Source organism: Streptomyces lushanensis (genome assembly GCF_001700515.1).
GTDB classification, from domain to species: Bacteria; Actinomycetota; Actinomycetes; order Streptomycetales; family Streptomycetaceae; genus Streptomyces; species Streptomyces lushanensis.
The window spans coordinates 1-18029 of record NZ_MAUD01000120.1; the positions used below are offsets into that span (position 1 = coordinate 1).

Below are 18029 nucleotides of genomic sequence, written 5' to 3' on the forward strand. Positions count from 1 at the left end.
ACGAAGGGGAGACGCCCGTCCTCTGCACCCGGGGACGGGCGTCTCCCCTTCGTCCTCGCGGGCGCGCACCGCCCCCGCGTCCCGCCGTGAACGGGCTGATAGGTTCCCGTATCGCTCGGCGGACGGCGAGCGCGTGTTGGCAGGCAAGGAAGGGTCGGGGACATGGCGGTCATCCACAGAACGACACTGGCGCCGAGCAAGCTGGAGCTTCTCGCACCATGGCTTCCCGCGCAGCCGTGGTACCTCGGCAACGGGCGGGAGCCGGAGCTGACCAAGGTCGGCGGCTTCCGGCTCGACGACCCGGAGGGAGAGGTCGGGATGGAGTTCATGGTGATCGCCGACGGTTCCGGAGACCAGCCGGTCGCCTACCACGTACCGCTCACCTACCGCGGGGCACCACTCGACGACGCCGGGCAGGCACTGATCGGTACCACCGAGCACGGTGTGCTGGGACGGCGCTGGGTCTACGACGGAACCCACGATCCGGTCCTGGTCGCCCAGCTGTTCGCCCTCATGACGGGCGTGGCCGAACCGCAGGCCCAGAGCACGAGCAACAGCCCCGACCCGACTGTCACCGGCCACTTCGAGCCGACCGGCCATGGAGCGCCGGTCCACCTCACGGCGGTGACCGACGGAGCGCACGGCACCGATCTCCTCATACGGACCACCACGACGGCCCGGCCCGCCTCACCGGCCGGCCATCTGACCATTCGGGTGAACCGCGTTCTCCGGCCCACCGCCGACGCCCCAGCCGCCCACGCGGCAGACGCCCTGGGCCACGTCACCGCCAACTGGCTCCTGCCGGACGGTTCCACCTCCCGCGGCCATTTCGCCGCCGCGCACGACACCACACCCCAGGCCCCCACCGAGTAGCCTGCTGCCCCGCTGCAGGGTCCCGCCGCCGATGACACCGATGAGTTTCCCGCGCCGCGCCGGTCTGTACGCGTGAGACCGACTCACGGAAGGCTGGCGCCATGCGGAAACTGATCTACGGCATGAACCTGACCCTGGACGGCTACATCGCCGCGCCCGGCGACGACATCGGCTGGAGCGTGCCGAGCGACGAGCTGTTCCAGTTCTGGTCCGACCAGTTGCAGGCGACCGACCTGACGCTGTACGGGCGCAAGCTGTGGCAGACGATGAGCTCCTACTGGCCGACCGGCGACCAGCAGCCCAACGCCACCCCGGCGGAGATCGAGTTCGCACGCCGCTGGCGGGACATGTCGAAGGTGGTGTTCTCCTCGACGACCGACAAGGTCGACTGGAACACCCGCCTGGTCACCGGCGACGCGGTCGCCGAGATCACCCGGCTCAAGGCCGAGGACGGCGGCCCGATGGACATCGGCGGCGCGACGCTCGCCGGGGCGGCCATGCGCGCCGGGCTGATCGACGAGTACGTGCTGGCCACCGCGCCGGTCCTGGCGGGCGGCGGCACGCCGTTCTTCACCGCGCTGGACAACTGGGTGAACCTGAACCTGGTGGAGACGCGGACGCTCCCCGGCGGCGTGATCCTGACCAGGTACGAGACGAGACGCTGAGCAGCTTCCGGCTGTCTCACGGCCGCGCCCGGCGACCCGCGAATCCCGGCTCGGTGTCGGATCCGGCTTCCATCCGACACCGGCCGTGAGATTCCGACACGAAATGTGAGAACCTGCACCGCCGCGTCAGGTCTGTGCCATGTCCACGAACCGGGAGTAGTGGCCCTGGAAGGCGACGGTGATCGTTGCCGTCGGGCCGTTGCGGTGCTTGGCGACGATGAGGTCCGCCTCGCCCGCGCGGGGGGATTCCTTCTCGTACGCGTCTTCGCGGTGCAGCAGGATCACCATGTCCGCGTCCTGCTCGATGGAGCCCGACTCTCGCAGGTCGGAGACCATCGGTTTCTTGTCCGTACGCTGCTCGGGGCCACGGTTGAGCTGGGAGAGCGCGATGACCGGCAGCTCCAGTTCCTTGGCGAGGAGCTTGAGGTTTCGCGACATGTCCGACACCTCCTGCTGACGGCTCTCGGCGCGCTTCGAACCGCCGGACTGCATCAGCTGGAGATAGTCGATGACCACCAGCTTCAGATCGTTGCGCTGCTTCAGCCGACGGCACTTGGCCCGGATCTCCATCATCGAGAGATTCGGCGAGTCGTCGATATAGAGCGGGGCCTGCGACACGTCCGGCATACGGCGGGCCAGCCTGGTCCAGTCCTCGTCCGTCATCGTGCCGGAGCGCATGTGGTGCAGCGCCACCCGGGCCTCCGCCGACAGCAGGCGCATCGCGATCTCGTTGCGGCCCATTTCGAGGGAGAAGATCACGCTGGGCAGGTTGTTCTTGATGGACGCGGCGCGCGCGAAGTCCAGCGCGAGCGTGGACTTGCCCATCGCGGGACGGGCGGCGATGACGATCATCTGGCCGGGGTGCAGACCGTTGGTGAGGGAGTCGAAGTCCGTGAAGCCCGTCGGCACACCGGTCATCTCTCCGCTGCGGGAGCCGATCGCCTCGATCTCGTCGAGCGCGCCCTCCATGATGTCGCCGAGCGGCAGATAGTCCTCACTGGTCCGCTGCTCGGTGACGGCATAGATCTCGGCCTGGGCGGAGTTGACGATCTCGTCGACATCGCCGTCGGCCGCGTATCCCATCTGCGTGATCTTGGTGCCGGCCTCGACCAGCCGGCGCAGCACCGCCCGCTCATGGACGATCTCCGCGTAGTACGACGCGTTGGCCGCGGTCGGCACCGACTGGACGAGTGTGTGCAGATACGAGGCGCCGCCGACGCGGGTGATCTCCCCGCGCCTGGTCAGCTCCGCCGCCACCGTGATCGGGTCGGCCGGCTCGCCCTTCGCGTAGAGGTCGAGGACGGCCTGGAAAACGGTCTCGTGCGCGGGCCGGTAGAAGTCATGGCCCTTGATGATCTCCACGACATCGGCGATGGCGTCCTTGGACAGCAGCATGCCGCCGAGGACGGACTGCTCGGCGTCGAGATCCTGCGGAGGAACCCGCTCGAAACCCGTTGATCCGCCGTCCCAGACCCCGGTGTCACGGCCGCGGTCGTGCTGCTCCTCGCGGCCCCGGCCCTCACCACGGCGCTGCCGGGAGACAGACGGACGGTCACTGGGACCGGCATCGGTCCAAGGCTCGTCCAATGGCTCGGGAATGCTCACCGGCCACCTCCTCACGTCCGCCCTGCGGACCTCGCCGTGCCCACTCTTTCTACGGCACGACACTGACAAAACGAGAGGCCTGACTCCGGTTCCGGCGCGTCGGACGCCGGTCCACGGTAGGCCCCTCCGCACCGTCAGCCAATCTGGTTATCCACAGGCCATGTGGACGACGGACCAGATGCTGTGGAGAACCCCGGCGAACCTGTGCACGGACCGGGGGACAGCACTGTGGACAAAGTCGCGGCAACCTCGTTGCACCCCATCTGAGCTGGCCTTTTTCCATCCACCGGCTGTGGGGGAGAAAAACTTTCCCGACTGGATCAAGATCAGAACAAACAGCACACAGCGGAGCCTCCATCGACGAGCCAGGTAAGGAGCCCAAGTGCATTGCGTCGCTTACCTGTGGAAGATTAGATTGACCGCATGACACAGGCCCCCGCGGGATCCAGAACGCTACGGCGACAGCACGACCGCGAGATCCTCGCACTCGCCGTTCCCGCCTTCGGCGCGCTTGTCGCCGAGCCGCTCTTCGTGATGGTGGACAGTGCGATCGTCGGCCATCTCGGCACCCCGCAACTGGCCGGACTGGGTATCGCGGCGGCCCTGCTCACCACCGCGGTGAGCGTCTTCGTCTTTCTGGCCTACGCCACCACCGCCGCCGTCGCCCGTCGCGTCGGGTCCGGCGATCTCCAGGGCGCCATCCGTCAGGGCATGGACGGCATCTGGCTCGCCCTTCTTCTCGGCGCCGCTGTCATCGCCACCGCCCTGCCCACCGCACCCTGGCTCGTCGATCTCTTCGGAGCGTCGGACACCGCGGCCCCGTACGCCATCACCTATCTGCGGATCTCCAGTCTGGGTATCCCAGCCATGCTGGTCGTCCTGGCCGCGACCGGAGTACTGCGCGGACTTCAGGACACCCGGACCCCGCTGTATGTCGCCATCGGCGGATTCGGCGCCAACGCGGCGCTCAACGCCGTACTCGTCTATGGCGCCAGTCTCGGTATCGCGGGCTCGGCCTGGGGCACGGTCATCGCCCAGTGTGCAATGGCCGCTGTCTATCTCGTCGTTGTCGTACGAGGAGCGCGTCGCCATGGCGCCTCGCTGCGACCGGACTCCGCGGGGATACGGGCCAGCGCGCAGGCCGGCGTACCCCTGCTGATCCGTACGCTCTCGCTGCGCGCGGTACTGATGATCGCCACCGCGGTCGCCGCGCGTCTGGGCGACGCGGATGTGGCCGCACACCAGATCATCCTCTCGCTGTGGAGCCTGATGGCTTTCGCGCTCGACGCCATAGCGATCGCGGGCCAGGCGATCATCGGCCGCTATCTCGGCGCCGATGACATCAAGGGCGCCCAGGAGGCCTGTCGGCGCATGGTGCGGTGGGGAATTGTCTCCGGTGTACTGCTCGGCGCCCTGATCGTACTCACGCGCCCGCTGTTCATCCCGCTGTTCACCGGCGACCAGACGGTACGGGACACCCTGCTGCCGGCCCTGCTGGTCGTGGCCGTCTCCCAACCGATCGCGGGCATTGTCTTCGTTCTGGACGGCGTACTGATGGGCGCGGGGGACGGCACGTATCTTGCCGGAGCGATGCTGGTGACACTGGCGGTCTTCGCACCGGTCGCTCTGCTCGTCCCCGCTCTCGGTGGTGGTCTGACAGCGCTCTGGTGGGCGATGGGACTGATGATGGCGGTCCGCATGCTGACGCTCTGGCTGCGCACGCGCTCCGGCCGCTGGCTCGTCACGGGTGCTACGCGCTGACGCGGAGAGCAGTGCACAGTGTGTCGGCAGTGGCCGCCGTTTCACGTGAAACATCCGGGAGCCCGACATACGGTCGCCTGTTTCACGTGAAACAACAGCAGCAACAGCGAGAGGGCCGCACCCGTGACGGGTGCGGCCCTCTCCATGCTCTGCCGAGCGCAGCGCTTACGCGGCGATGACCTCGATGCCGAGCTTCGCGGCGACCTCGGGGTGCAGACGCACAGACACCTGGTGCGAGCCCAGGGTCTTGATCGGCGTACCCAGCTCGATACGACGCTTGTCGACGTCCGGGCCACCGGCGGACTTGATCGCCGAAGCGAGGTCGGCCGGAGTGACGGAGCCGAAGAGGCGCCCGGCGTCGCCGGAGCGAACGGCCAGCCGCACCTTGACGGCCTCAAGACGGGCCTTGATCTCGTTGGCCTGCTCGATGGTCGCGATCTCGTGGATCTTACGGGCGCGGCGGATCTGCGCCACGTCCTTCTCGCCGCCCTTGGTCCAGCGGATCGCGAAACCGCGCGGGACCAGGTAGTTGCGAGCGTAGCCGTCCTTGACGTCGACGACGTCGCCGGCGGCACCGAGGCCTGAGACCTCGTGGGTGAGGATGATCTTCATGAGTCGGTCACCCTTCCCTTATCGCGCGGTGGACGTGTAGGGCAGCAGCGCCATCTCACGGCTGTTCTTGACGGCCGTGGCGACATCACGCTGGTGCTGCGTGCAGTTGCCGGTGACGCGGCGGGCACGGATCTTGCCACGGTCGGAAATGAACTTCCGCAGCATGTTCGTGTCCTTGTAGTCCACGTACTGGGTCTTGTCCTTGCAGAAAGCGCAGACCTTCTTCTTAGGCTTGCGCACAGGCGGCTTCGCCATGGTGTTTCTCCTGTGTGATCAAGAAGTGGGGTACGGGCCCGCCCTAGAAGGGGGGCTCGTCCGAGTAGCCGCCGCCGGAGCTTCCGCCCCAGCCGCCTCCATTGCCCCCGCCGCTCTGCGGCTGCTGGCCGCCACCGGCCGGCGCGCTGGTGGCCCACGGGTCGTCGGCGGGAGCACCGCCACCGCCCTGCTGGCCTCCGCCACCGGGGCCGCCGCCCCAGTTGCCGCCGCCGCCCTGGCCGCCGCCGTAGCCGCCCTGGCCGCCGCGACCGGTGGTCTTGGTGACCTTGGCCGTGGCGTTCTTGAGGCTGGGGCCGACTTCCTCGACGTCCAGCTCGTAGACCGTGCGCTTGACGCCCTCGCGGTCCTCGTACGACCGCTGCTTCAGCCGGCCCTGCACGACGACGCGCATGCCTCGCTGGAGCGACTCGGCGACGTTCTCCGCCGCCTGACGCCAAACCGAGCAGGTCAGGAACAGGCTCTCGCCGTCCTTCCACTCATTGGTCTGACGGTCGAAAGTGCGAGGAGTGGACGCGACGCGGAACTTCGCGACCGCCGCACCGGACGGGGTGAAGCGCAGCTCGGGGTCGTCGACGAGATTGCCGACGACCGTGATGACGGTCTCGCCTGCCATGGGTGAACCTCTCGGCGGGGATTGCTTCTGGCTGCTTGCTGCTGCTCGGACCCGATGACCTCTGAGCTAGACGCTCAGTGGGTCTCGGGACGGAGGACCTTGGTCCGGAGGACCGACTCGTTCAGGTTCATCTGTCGGTCGAGCTCCTTGACGACCGCAGGCTCGGCCTGGAGGTCGATGACCGAGTAGATGCCCTCGGGCTTCTTCTTGATCTCGTAAGAGAGACGACGACGGCCCCAGGTGTCGACCTTCTCGACCTTTCCGTTGCCCTCACGGACGACGGAGAGGAAGTTCTCGATCAGCGGGGAGACAGCGCGCTCCTCGAGATCGGGGTCGAGGATGACCATCACCTCGTAGTGACGCATGTAAAACCCACCTCCTTTGGACTCAGCGGCCACGGTCGTTCCGTGGCAGGAGGGTCGTGATGCGTGAGCAACGGTATCGGCCGCCACTGACAATCCGGCTCGCTGATGCGAGAGATCGTGTGCTGGCCTGGGCAGACACCGGTGCAGACCGTACAGACTACCCGCACTGCGGCTTCCGCTTGAAATCCGGCCGCCCTCGGCCGCAATCTGTACACATCGGGTGTGTGCGACGCTACGATGCGCCGCCTTCCGGCTATGGCCAGGAGGTGCCACATGGCACAGGCAATGCGACCGAACTCCGCCACCTCTCTCTTCTCCACCGACGGCAAACGTCATCCCCGCCAGGACACGCTGGTCGTGCTGACGCTGACGCTGGGGCTTCTCGCCTTTTTCTCGGCCTTCTTCTACAACCTGCATCTGCTCAGCTCATGGGCCGGACTGATCGGGATCCTGACGGGCGCGTACGGGCAGTTCATCTCCGTGACGACCCGTGAACGTTTCCTCACCATCCTCGGGCTGGGAGCCTCGGCGGTCGGCTTCTTCCTCGGAATGGCACACGGCGGGCTGTTCGGCGGAGTCCTCGGCTGACAGCCGCTCCACACACGGCCAGACCGGGCGCTCCATCGGCGCAGTAGGCTTCGGCGCGAGAGCCGGAGCCCCTGTATCCATGGGGACACACCTGCCGAGGAGCGCCCCGCATGAGCCTGACCCTGAGGACCATCAGCCGAGAGCAGCATCTGGCATACATCCAGAACCTGCCCGCGGCGAGTCATTGCCAGGTCCCGGCATGGGCTGACGTCAAGACGGAGTGGCGCTCCGAGAACCTGGGCTGGTTCGACAAGAACGACCAGCTCGTCGGTGTCGGACTGGTGCTCTACCGTCAACTCCCGAAGATCAAGCGGTATCTGGCGTATCTGCCCGAGGGCCCGGTGATCAACTGGTACGCCCCCAATCTGGACGACTGGCTCCAGCCGATGCTGGCGCACCTCAGGCACCAGGGCGCCTTCTCCGTGAAGATGGGCCCGCCGGTCGTCATCCGCCGCTGGGACGCCGGCGCCATCAAGTCCGGCATCCAGGACCCGGACGTCAAGCGTCTGCGCGATGTCGAGGCCACGCACATCGAGCCGCGCGCCTTCGAGGTGTCCGACCGGCTGCGCAAGATGGGCTGGCAGCAGGGCGAGGACGGCGGCGCCGGCTTCGGGGACGTACAGCCGCGCTACGTCTTCCAGGTGCCGCTGGCCAACCGCTCGCTGGACGACGTCCTCAAGGGCTTCAATCAGCTCTGGCGGCGCAACATCAAGAAGGCGGAGAAGGCCGGGGTCGATGTCGTCCAGGGCGGCTACGACGACCTCGCCGAGTGGCAGCGGCTCTACGAGATCACGGCCGAGCGCGACCACTTCCGGCCGCGCCCGCTCTCGTACTTCCAGCGGATGTGGTCCGTCCTGAACGCCGAGGACCCCAACCGGATGCGCCTCTACTTCGCCCGGCACGAGGGTGAGAACGTCGCGGCGGCGACGATGCTGATCGTCGGCGGCCATGTGTGGTACTCCTACGGCGCGTCCGCCAACCACAAGCGCGAGGTCAGGCCCTCGAACGCGATGCAGTGGCGGATGCTGCGCGACGCCTACGCCATGGGCGCCACCGTCTACGACCTGCGCGGTATCTCCGACTCGCTGGACGAGACCGACCATCTCTTCGGTCTGATCCAGTTCAAGGTGGGCACCGGCGGCGAGGCCGTCGAGTACATCGGCGAGTGGGACTTCCCGCTCAACAAACTGCTCCACAAGGCGCTCGACATCTACATGTCGCGCCGTTGACCGCGATGATGGGCCGCGGACACATGCGGTGGACATGTCCGTAAAGCCCTCAGGATTCCCAAGACCACCCATATCCTCCTTACACCGCAGCCCCGAGAAAGGTTCCGGACCGGCATGGCGCTCTCCCTCTACGTCGACACCGCGCGCTGGCGGGCGCACCAGAAGTCGGTCATCGAGCAGTTCCCGGGGCTCGTCCCGGTCTGCAAGGGCAACGGCTACGGCTTCGGCCATGAGCGCCTCGCCGACGAGACCACCCGTTTCGGCTCCGACACGCTCGCCGTCGGCACCATCTACGAGGCGGCCCGGATCAAGGACTGGTTCAGCGGCGACCTTCTGGTGCTCACCCCCTTCAGGCGGGGCGAGGAGCCGGTTCCGCTGCCCGACCGCGTCATCCGCTCCGTCTCGTCCGTCGACGGGGTCTTCGCGCTGGTGGGCGCCCGTGTCGTCATCGAGTGCATGTCCTCCATGAAGCGCCACGGCGTCAAGGAGGAGGAGCTGGGCCAGCTCCACGCGGCCATCGAGGACGTACGTCTGGAGGGCTTCGCCCTGCACCTGCCGCTGGACCGTACGGACGGCTCCGACGCGGTCGAGGAGGTCATCGGCTGGATGGACCGGCTGCGGGCGGCACGGCTCCCTCTGCACACCATGTTCGTGAGCCATCTGCGCTCCAGTGAGCTGGCCCGGTTGCAGCAGCAGTTCCCGCAGACCCGTTTCCGCGCCCGTATCGGCACGCGGCTGTGGCTCGGCGACCATGAGGCCACCGAGTACCGCGGCTCCGTTCTGGACGTCACCCGGGTCGTCAAGGGCGACCGGTTCGGCTACCGCCAGCAGAAGGCCGCCTCCGACGGCTGGCTGGTGGTGGTCGCCGGAGGTACGTCCCACGGCGTCGGGCTGGAGGCCCCCAAGGCCCTGCACGGCGTGATGCCCCGCGCCAAGGGCGTCGCCCGGGCCGGCCTGGCCACGGTCAACCGCAATCTCTCGCCGTTCGTCTGGGCCGGGAAGCAGCGCTGGTTCGCCGAGCCGCCGCACATGCAGGTGTCGATCCTGTTCGTGCCCTCGGACGCCGACGAGCCGAAGGTCGGCGACGAGCTGGTGGCCCATCTTCGCCACACGACGACCCAGTTCGACCGGCTCGTCGACCGCTGACTCCCGGCTCACGGCCCCACGCCCCGCACCGCTGCCCGCACCGGCCTCAGAGCGCCCTCACCAGCGCTCTGAGCGCCTGAGAGGCGTCAGGAGCACGGGACACGGAGAAGCCCGGAGAAACCCGCTGAACCGCCCTCAGGCCTCTCCGGGCGGCCGTACGCCCCACTCGACGCGTGGCGCCTGCACCGTCTGGGCCAGGTGCTCCGACGAGCCGCGGGCCTGTCCGAGGACGAACACGTCCTTGGCGCCGTCCAGCACGCCGCCGGAGGGGTCGTCCGTGCCGTCGGTCCGTACACCGTCCCGCTCGGGCAGCAGGGCGTCCCGTACGACCAGTGCGCACAGATACAGCGTGCCCGCCAGATGCAGGGCGATCGCGAGCTGGTACCCCTCCGTGGGCAGGCCCTTGTGGGCGTCACCGCTCGTCGTGTACGCGAGGTACATCCAGATGCCCAGGTAGTACATGACCTCGCAGGCCTGCCAGATCAGGAAGTCCCGCCAGCGTGGCCGGGCCAGGGCGGCCAGCGGAATCAGCCACAGTACGTACTGCGGCGAGTAGACCTTGTTGGTCAGGATGAACGCGGCGACGACCAGGAAGGCGAGCTGCGCGAAACGCGGCCGGCGCGGGGCCGTCAGGGCCAGCAGCCCGATGCCCCCGCAGGCCAGCACCATCAGCACCATCGCATAGGTGTTGACGGTCTCGACCTCCAGTGACTTGCCCGTGCGCTGTGTGATGATCAGCCAGAAGGAACCGAAGTCCACCTGGCGCTCCTGGCTGAAGGTGTAGAACTTCTTCCACCCCTCGGGCGCGAGCACCATCACCGGCAGATTCACCGCCAGCCACGCGCCCGCCGTGCCCAGCAGGGCCGTCCCGTACTCCCGGAACCTCCCCGCCCGCCAGCACAGCACGAACAGCGGCCCCAGCAGCAGGACGGGATAGAGCTTGGCGGCGGTCGCGAGCCCGATGAGGACGCCGAAGGCCAGCGTCCGGCCGCGGGACCACATCAGCATCGCCGCGGCGGTGAGCGCCACGGCCAGCAGATCCCAGTTGATGGTGGCGGTGAGCGCGAAGGCGGGCGCCAGAGCGACCAGCAGGGCGTCCCAGGGGCGGCGCCGGTGGGTGCGGGCGACACAGACCGCGATGATCACGGCGCAGATCATCAGCATCCCGGCGTTGACCATCCAGTACATCTGCTCGCGGTACTGGAGGGAGCCGCCCGGGGTGAGCCAGGAGGCGACCTCCATGAAGAGGCCGGTCAGTACCGGGTATTCCAGGTACTGCATGTCGCCGTTCAGCCGGTCGAAGTACGGCACCAGGTTGTCGGCGAAGCCACGCCCCAGAAAGAGGTGCGGGATGTCCGAGTAGCAGGCGTGGGTGTACTGGGAGCTGGCGCCCCGGAACCAGGCCCATTCGTAACAGGGCATCTTCTGCGCCATTCCCAGTGCAAACATGCCGATCGCCACCAGTGCGACGACACGCACGGGTGTGAGCCGGCTGCTGCCGAGCCAGGCCCAGCGCCCGACCGGGCCCCCGATCAGCTCGCTGCCGGCCGCGGCGATCTCGTCCCGCCGGGTGGGGGACACGACCGACCGGTCCTGGTGCACGGTTGTCTCTTCTGCGCTCGGCATGGCGCCCATCCTGCCGTACGGGGCTGTGGACGCGGCGAGGGCCGCCGCACGGTACGCACAGTGAGCCTGTACGTGACCGGTGCGACGGCCCTCGTGCCGGGCGCGTCGGGCGCCGCCGGAGGCGGACGCCGTCAGGGGCGGGGGCGTCGGTCGGGCCGGGCGGCCACCGCTGCCCCCGGCCCTGGGCGGCTACCCCCCGGAGCCGCCGAAGAAGCCGCCGCCGCCATTGCCGTCCTGGCCGCCTGGATCGGTGCCGGTCGCCGACGGGGACGTACTGGCCCCGCCGGGCCCTCCGCCGCCGTTGTCACCGCCCTGATTGCCGCCGCCTCCGTTGTTGCCGCCCTGATTGCCTCCGCCGTTGTCACCACAGCCGAAGATCTGCTCGCAGGTGTCGCTCGGGGTGGGCTGGGATTCGGACGGCGTCTCGGACGGCGTTTCGGAGGGAGTCTCCGACGGCGTCTCGGACGGCGTCTCGCTCGGCGTCGGGGTCGGGCTGGCGGCGCCTCCGCCCCAGTAGGACTCACCGATGGGCTCAGGCGTGGGGAAGTCCTTGGCCGGCTCGTTCTTCAGCGCTTCCGCCATGTAGTCGTGCCAGATCTCGGACGGGAACGACGCACCGTGGATCTTGTCCTGGCCGCCGGTGCCGAACATCTGCAGGAACTCGCGCTTCTTGTTCTTCGCGTCGTCGTCCATCCGGTACATGTCGATGGCGGTCGAGAGCTGCGGGGTGTAGCCCACGAACCAGGCCGACTTGTTGCCGTCGGTGGTACCGGTCTTGCCCGCCACCTCGCGTCCCTCGAGCTGGGCATTCGTACCGGTGCCCTTCTCCACCACGGTCTTCAGGACGTCCGTGACGTTGTCCGCGACCGCCGCGGAGAACGCCGTCTTCCCTCCTGTCGTGTCGTGCTTGTAGAGGGTCTCGCCGCCCTTCGTCACCTTGGTGACGGAGTACGGATCGCGCTGCTTGCCGCTGGACGCGAACGTGGCGTACGAGGCCGCCATTCGGATGGCGCTGGGGTCGGAGATCCCGATCGAGAACGACGGCACGTCGGACTTGCTGAGAGAACCCTCCAGAAGCCCTGCCCGCATCGCGTAGTCCCGCACCACCGGGATGCCCACATCCATGCCGAGCTGGACGAAGGGGGAGTTGGCGGAGTCCCGCATCGCCTCACGCAGATCGATGTCGCCGTACGACTTGTCGCCGTCGTTCCTCTGGAGCCACTCCTTCCCTTCCTCGTTGGTCCAGATCGAACCGTCGTAGTTCTTGATCTTCAGCTTGTTGTCGCCGTTGTAGATCGTCTTGTCCGGCGAGACCCGGGTGCGCTCGGCATCACTCTGGCCCGGGAGTCCCTGGGGATCGCGCACACCCTTGTCCATCGCCGCGGCCAGGACATACGGCTTGAAGGTCGATCCGACCTGCGCACCCGTCTGGTCGGCGTTGTTGGTGAAGTGCTTGGTGGCGTCCTGACCGCCGTAGATGGCGATGATCTTCCCCGTGGCGGGCTCGACGGAAGCGCCACCGAACTGGACATGCGTATCGGTCTTGGGGCGCTTCTTGGGGTCGATATTGGCGTCGTAGACCTTCTCGACCGCCGTCCTGAGCTGCTCGACCTTCTTCTTGTTGAAGGTCGTGTGGATCTCGTAGCCGCCCGTGGCGAGCTGGTCGGCCGTGACGTCGCGCTTGTTGTTGTTGACGAAGTACGCCTTGGCGAGGTCGACCAGATAGCCGATCTGCCCACCGAGCTGCGCGTTCTTCTTCGGCGGGTCCGGCATCGGGAACTCGGTGTACTTGGCGCGCTCGGCAGCGTCGAGATGCTCGTCCTTGACCATCTCGTTCAGGATCCAGGCCCAGCGCTCCGTGGCGCGCTCGGTATTGGCCGTCGGGGTGGCGATCGGGTTGATCTCGGTGGCGCCGGCGGGGTCGTAGAGGGTCGCGCCCTTGAGCAGCGCGGCAAGGAAGGCGCACTCGCTCGGGTTCAGCTTCGAGGCGTCCTTGCCGTAGTACGTACGGGCCGCCGCCTGGATGCCGTAGGCGCCGCGTCCGTAGTACGAGGTGTTCAGATAGCCCGCCAGGATGTCGGACTTCTCCATGTCCGTGCCGACCTTCATGGCGATGAACATCTCTTTGAACTTACGGCTGAGCGTCTGGCTCTGGTCACCGAGCCGGGCGTTCTTGACGTACTGCTGGGTGATGGTCGAGCCACCCTGTGTGTCGCCGCCCATGGCCATGTTGAACAGTGCCCGGCCGACGCCCATGAAGTCGACGCCGGGGTCCTCGTAGAAGGACTTGTTCTCCGCGGAGATCACCGCGAACTGCATCGCCTTCGGGATGCTCTCGATCCCGACGATCTGCCGGTTGACCTCACCACCGGTGGCGACCATCTGGGTGCCGTCGTCCCAGTAGTAGACATTGTTCTCGGCCTGCGACGCCTGGCTGTCCTTGGGCACCGAGACCACGGCGTACGCGATCGTCCCCGCGGCGAGGACGGAGCCGAGGAAGCCGATCGACAGAGCGGTGGTCTGCCTCCAGGACGGCACCCACCGGCGCCAGCCGTACTTGCCGAAGCGCGGGTAGTCGATCAGCCGTTTCTTGCCCGGCTGACCACCGCGGCCGGGCCCTTCGGCCCCCCCGCCACCGCCACGCCGGCCGCCGCCGGGCCCGCCACGGCCCGGCCCACCGCCGTCCGGCGCGCGTCGACGGCCTCCCCGCTGGGCAGCACGCCTGGCGGCGGCGCGTCCGCCGTAGGGACGCTCCTCCTCGTACGGATCGGAGTGCGAAACCGAAACGGTTTCCTGGGAAGGGGCAGCGCGGCGGCCTGATGGCTGCTGGGCAGCACGCCTGGCCGCTGCACGTCCGCCACCCTGCGGCTGCGGTTGTTTGCGACGGTGCTCGCTCATCGAACGACTACTCCTCGGGCAGGCGCGGACGCCTGGAAGCGGCAGTTGAGTTCCGGTCCCCCCGAAATGAATACGGACCAGCCCGGTTGGGAGCTCATCCGGCAGACAGCCGGTAAGCCGACAGTCTTGACGCTCAGCCGCGTCGTTCGGTTCCCAGTGGTCTGCATGCCGCACAGACTACGCACGGTCAAAAGCCTCCGAGAGCTGAAGTTCGTCTCAAACCAGGCAAGTTGCACCCTGAGAATTGTCAATGTGACGCCGTTCACCTTGACCCCACTTGTCCCAACTGCATCTCCGCTCTATCGTCGGGATGTATCGAGTCGATACATCAGAACGCCATAAGGGTCCCGGATCATGGAGGAGGCGAAGGGTGAGCAGACGCTCGGGCATCCTTGAGTTCGCTGTCCTCGGTCTGCTCCGCGAGTCCCCCATGCACGGGTATGAGCTGCGCAAACGGCTCAACACCTCGCTGGGGATCTTCCGGGCCTTCAGTTACGGGACGCTCTATCCCTGCCTCAAGACGCTGGTCGCCAACGGCTGGTTGATCGAGGAGCCGGGCAGCGCCCTTGAGGACGCGCTCGCCGCCTCACTGGCGGGACGCCGCGCCAAGATCGTCTATCGGTTGACGGCGGAAGGTAAGGAGCACTTCGAGGAACTCCTGTCGCACACCGGTCCCGATGCCTGGGAGGACGAGCACTTCGCGGCTCGGTTCGCCTTCTTCGGCCAGACGGAGCGCGAGGTGCGGATGCGGGTGCTGGAAGGGCGGCGCAGCCGGCTGGAGGAGCGTCTGGAGAAGATGCGCGCCTCCCTGGTCCGTACGCGCGAGCGCCTCGACGACTACACGCTTGAGCTCCAGCGCCACGGAATGGAGTCCGTGGAGCGCGAAGTGCGCTGGCTGAACGAGCTCATCGAGAGCGAGCGGGCGGGACGGGACCAGCGACGGTCCGGCCCCGAGGGCCTCGCAGAGCAGGAAGACACACCGGGGGAAGCGGATGGCCTGCCCCGGCACCGGGACGCTGCGTCTCCCGGGGGCACGCCCTCGGCACGTCCCGGACCGCCGGATCCGTCCGCGGACACCACCAAGTGAGGTCCTGCATCTCCGCAGGGTCTCATCATGAACACTGAGATCACACAGGGAGCAACCGGAATGGGTTCGGTTCGCGTAGCCATCGTCGGCGTGGGCAACTGCGCCGCCTCGCTGGTGCAGGGCGTCGAGTACTACAAGGACGCCGACCCGGCGGGCAAGGTACCGGGTCTGATGCACGTCCAGTTCGGCGAGTACCACGTGCGGGACATCGAGTTCGTGGCCGCCTTCGACGTCGACGCGAAGAAGGTCGGCCTCGACCTCGCGAACGCCATCGGCGCCAGCGAGAACAACACCATCAAGATCTGCGATGTGCCGACCACGGGCGTCACCGTCCAGCGCGGTCACACCCTCGACGGTCTGGGCAAGTACTACCGCCAGACGATCGAGGAGTCCCCCGAGGCACCGGTGGACATCGTCCAGACCCTCAAGGACCAGCAGGTCGACGTCCTCGTCTGCTATCTGCCCGTGGGGTCCGAGGCCGCCGCGAAGTTCTACGCGCAGTGCGCCATCGATGCCAAGGTCGCCTTCGTCAACGCCCTCCCGGTCTTCATCGCCGGCACGAAGGAGTGGGCGGACAAGTTCACCGAGGCCGGTGTCCCGATCGTCGGTGACGACATCAAGTCCCAGGTCGGCGCGACCATCACGCACCGCGTCATGGCGAAGCTCTTCGAGGACCGGGGCGTCGTCCTGGACCGCACGATGCAGCTCAACGTCGGCGGCAACATGGACTTCAAGAACATGCTCGAGCGTGAGCGCCTGGAGTCCAAGAAGATCTCCAAGACACAGGCCGTCACCTCCCAGATCCCCGACCGCGACCTCGGTGCGGACAACGTCCACATCGGCCCGTCGGACTATGTGGCCTGGCTCGACGACCGCAAGTGGGCGTATGTCCGCCTTGAAGGCCGCGCCTTCGGCGATGTCCCGCTGAACCTGGAGTACAAGCTCGAGGTCTGGGACTCCCCGAACTCCGCGGGTGTCATCATCGACGCCGTGCGTGCGGCGAAGATCGCCAAGGACCGTGGCATCGGCGGCCCGATCCTGTCGGCGTCCTCGTACTTCATGAAGAGCCCGCCTGTGCAGTACTTCGACGACCAGGCGCGTGAGAACGTCGAGAAGTTCATCAGGGGCGAGGTCGACCGCTAGAGATCACTCACCTTCGTGCGGGCGTACGAGCCATAGGTGAGCCATACGAGAAGGGTCTCCGGCAGCCGTCCGGCGACCCTTCTCGTATGTCCGCCGGTGTCCGCCGAGGCGTGCGCCGGTGTCCGCCGAGGCGCCCCCGCTCGCATGTCCCGCCGAACGTTCCGGCAGAGCCGTGTGTGACGCTGGCCCACATGCCTGTAGGACGTGATCTGCGCGTACTCCTGCGCCTCAGTGCTTTCCGTCGGCTGCTCACGGTCCGTCTGCTGTCCCAGGCGGCCGACGGAGTCTTCCAGGTCGCGCTCGCCACCTATGTCGTCTTCTCCCCGGAGAAGCAGACCTCGCCCGCCGCGATCGCCTCCGCAATGGCGGTACTGCTCCTGCCGTATTCACTGGTCGGCCCGTTCGCCGGCGTGCTGCTCGACCGCTGGCAGCGCCGCCAGGTCTTTCTGTACGGCAATCTGCTGCGGGCCCTGCTGGCGGGCTGCACGGCGCTGCTGATCCTGGCCGCCGTGCCCGACTGGTGCTTCTATGTCTCGGCGTTGTCCGTGACCGCCGTCAACCGGTTCGTGCTGGCCGGGCTTTCGGCCGCCCTGCCGCGGGTCGTCGACGAAGACCGTCTCGTCCTCGCCAACTCCCTCTCCCCGACCGCCGGCACGCTCGCCGCCACCGCGGGAGGCGGCCTCGCCTTCACCGTACGGCTGACCGTCTCGGACTCCGATGCCGCCGTGATGCTGCTGGGCGCCGTCCTCTATCTCGGTGCGGCACTCACCTCGCTGCTGCTGGCACGCGAACTGCTCGGTCCCGAGCAGGCACCCACGCAGACACGCCTGGGCGCCACGCTGGTCTCCACCGCGCGCGGACTCGCGGGCGGACTCAGGCATCTCAGGGAACGGCGGGCGGCGGCCGGCGCGCTGGCCGCCATGACGGTGATGCGCTTCTGCTACGGAGCCCTCACCGTGATGGTGCTGATGCTCTGCCGGTACGCCTGGACCGACCGGGACTCCGACGGGCTGGCGCTGCTCGGACTCGCCGTGGCCGTCTCCGGGGCGGGCTTCTTCGCCGCTGCGGTGCTGACCCCGTGGACGGCGGGCCGACTCGGACCGTACGGCTGGATGGCTGTGTGCTCGGGCACGGCCGCCCTCCTTGAACCCGCCCTGGGGCTTCCCTTCGCTCCCGCGCCCACCCTCGTGGCCGCGTTCGTCCTCGGACTGATCACACAGGGCGCGAAGATCGCCACGGACACGGTGGTGCAGACGGCGGTGGACGATGCCTTCCGCGGCCGGATCTTCTCGCTCTATGACGTGCTCTTCAATGTGGCCTTCGTCGGCGCCGCCGCGGTCGCCGCGCTGATGCTGCCTCCGGACGGCCGGTCGGTGCCGCTCGTACTGACGGTCGCCGTTCTCTATGCGGCTGCGTCCGTGGCCCTGGCGCGCGGAAGGCGATGTTTCACGTGAAACATCGCCTCCGAAACACACACCGCGTGGGTCATGTTTCACGTGAAACATGACCCACGCAGTCGCTGCGCCGACGGCAGAGGTTCGT

At 67.7% G+C, this 18029-nt stretch carries 16 protein-coding genes; 9 read left to right on the forward strand and 7 right to left on the reverse strand.

Going from position 1 to position 18029, the window contains the following annotated elements; all coding sequences use genetic code 11:
• Positions 1-162 precede the first annotated feature (162 nt).
• Both BFF77_RS11070 and BFF77_RS11075 read left to right on the forward strand, forming a co-directional pair.
• Positions 163-873: a maltokinase N-terminal cap-like domain-containing protein gene (locus BFF77_RS11070; protein ID WP_066947098.1), complete on the forward strand. Its 711-nt coding sequence runs from the start codon at positions 163-165 to the stop codon at positions 871-873.
• 101 nt (positions 874-974) lie between these two features.
• Positions 975-1538 (forward strand): dihydrofolate reductase family protein, encoded by a 564-nt coding sequence (locus BFF77_RS11075; protein ID WP_066947100.1) that lies wholly within the window; start codon positions 975-977, stop codon positions 1536-1538.
• Between the two features lie 126 nt (positions 1539-1664).
• Here the strand turns inward: BFF77_RS11075 and dnaB are convergent, their stop codons facing one another.
• Entirely contained in the window at positions 1665-3125 is a 1461-nt protein-coding gene (gene dnaB, locus BFF77_RS11080) for a replicative DNA helicase (RefSeq protein ID WP_066947102.1), read from the reverse strand.
• 441 nt (positions 3126-3566) lie between these two features.
• On the opposite strand from dnaB, the gene BFF77_RS11085 reads away from it, so the two are divergent.
• The gene (locus BFF77_RS11085) at positions 3567-4904 is read left to right on the forward strand and encodes an MATE family efflux transporter (protein ID WP_066947104.1); all 1338 of its coding nucleotides are present in this window, start codon (positions 3567-3569) and stop codon (positions 4902-4904) included.
• A gap of 165 nt (positions 4905-5069) precedes the next feature.
• Here the strand turns inward: BFF77_RS11085 and rplI are convergent, their stop codons facing one another.
• The 4 genes from rplI to rpsF form a co-directional block, all read right to left on the reverse strand.
• Entirely contained in the window at positions 5070-5516 is a 447-nt protein-coding gene (gene rplI / locus BFF77_RS11090; protein ID WP_066947107.1) for a 50S ribosomal protein L9, read from the reverse strand.
• A gap of 18 nt (positions 5517-5534) precedes the next feature.
• Complete coding sequence (gene rpsR / locus BFF77_RS11095; RefSeq protein ID WP_003967857.1) at positions 5535-5771, reverse strand: 30S ribosomal protein S18; 237 nt, start codon at positions 5769-5771, stop codon at positions 5535-5537.
• 43 nt (positions 5772-5814) lie between these two features.
• Positions 5815-6405: a single-stranded DNA-binding protein gene (locus BFF77_RS11100; RefSeq protein ID WP_066947110.1), complete on the reverse strand. Its 591-nt coding sequence runs from the start codon at positions 6403-6405 to the stop codon at positions 5815-5817.
• A gap of 74 nt (positions 6406-6479) precedes the next feature.
• A complete protein-coding gene (gene rpsF, locus BFF77_RS11105) occupies positions 6480-6770 on the reverse strand; it encodes a 30S ribosomal protein S6 (RefSeq protein ID WP_006604399.1) in 291 nt (96 codons plus the stop codon).
• A 273-nt stretch (positions 6771-7043) separates the two neighbouring features.
• Here rpsF and BFF77_RS11110 point away from each other — a divergent pair, with 273 nt between their 5' ends.
• The 3 genes from BFF77_RS11110 to BFF77_RS11120 all read left to right on the forward strand — a co-directional run bounded on the left by BFF77_RS11110 (position 7044) and on the right by BFF77_RS11120 (position 9733).
• On the forward strand, positions 7044-7358 hold the full coding sequence (locus BFF77_RS11110; protein ID WP_066947113.1) for a hypothetical protein: 315 nt from the start codon (positions 7044-7046) through the stop codon (positions 7356-7358).
• 110 nt (positions 7359-7468) lie between these two features.
• A complete protein-coding gene (locus BFF77_RS11115; RefSeq protein WP_066947116.1) occupies positions 7469-8587 on the forward strand; it encodes a lipid II:glycine glycyltransferase FemX in 1119 nt (372 codons plus the stop codon).
• Between the two features lie 114 nt (positions 8588-8701).
• Positions 8702-9733 carry an alanine racemase gene (locus tag BFF77_RS11120; RefSeq protein WP_066947126.1) on the forward strand — a complete coding sequence of 344 codons (1032 nt, stop codon included), beginning with the start codon at positions 8702-8704 and terminating at the stop codon, positions 9731-9733.
• Between the two features lie 135 nt (positions 9734-9868).
• Here BFF77_RS11120 and BFF77_RS11125 read toward each other — a convergent pair whose 3' ends face one another.
• Both BFF77_RS11125 and BFF77_RS11130 read right to left on the reverse strand, forming a co-directional pair.
• Complete coding sequence (locus BFF77_RS11125; protein ID WP_066947129.1) at positions 9869-11359, reverse strand: glycosyltransferase family 87 protein; 1491 nt, start codon at positions 11357-11359, stop codon at positions 9869-9871.
• Between the two features lie 189 nt (positions 11360-11548).
• Positions 11549-14257 (reverse strand): transglycosylase domain-containing protein, encoded by a 2709-nt coding sequence (locus BFF77_RS11130; RefSeq protein ID WP_066947132.1) that lies wholly within the window; start codon positions 14255-14257, stop codon positions 11549-11551.
• Between the two features lie 370 nt (positions 14258-14627).
• Here BFF77_RS11130 and BFF77_RS11135 point away from each other — a divergent pair, with 370 nt between their 5' ends.
• The 3 genes from BFF77_RS11135 to BFF77_RS11145 all read left to right on the forward strand — a co-directional run bounded on the left by BFF77_RS11135 (position 14628) and on the right by BFF77_RS11145 (position 17941).
• The gene (locus tag BFF77_RS11135) at positions 14628-15344 is read left to right on the forward strand and encodes a PadR family transcriptional regulator (RefSeq protein WP_066947133.1); all 717 of its coding nucleotides are present in this window, start codon (positions 14628-14630) and stop codon (positions 15342-15344) included.
• Between the two features lie 60 nt (positions 15345-15404).
• A complete protein-coding gene (locus BFF77_RS11140; RefSeq protein WP_066947135.1) occupies positions 15405-16487 on the forward strand; it encodes an inositol-3-phosphate synthase in 1083 nt (360 codons plus the stop codon).
• A 191-nt stretch (positions 16488-16678) separates the two neighbouring features.
• Positions 16679-17941 (forward strand): MFS transporter, encoded by a 1263-nt coding sequence (locus BFF77_RS11145; RefSeq protein ID WP_066947185.1) that lies wholly within the window; start codon positions 16679-16681, stop codon positions 17939-17941.
• Positions 17942-18029 lie beyond the last annotated feature (88 nt).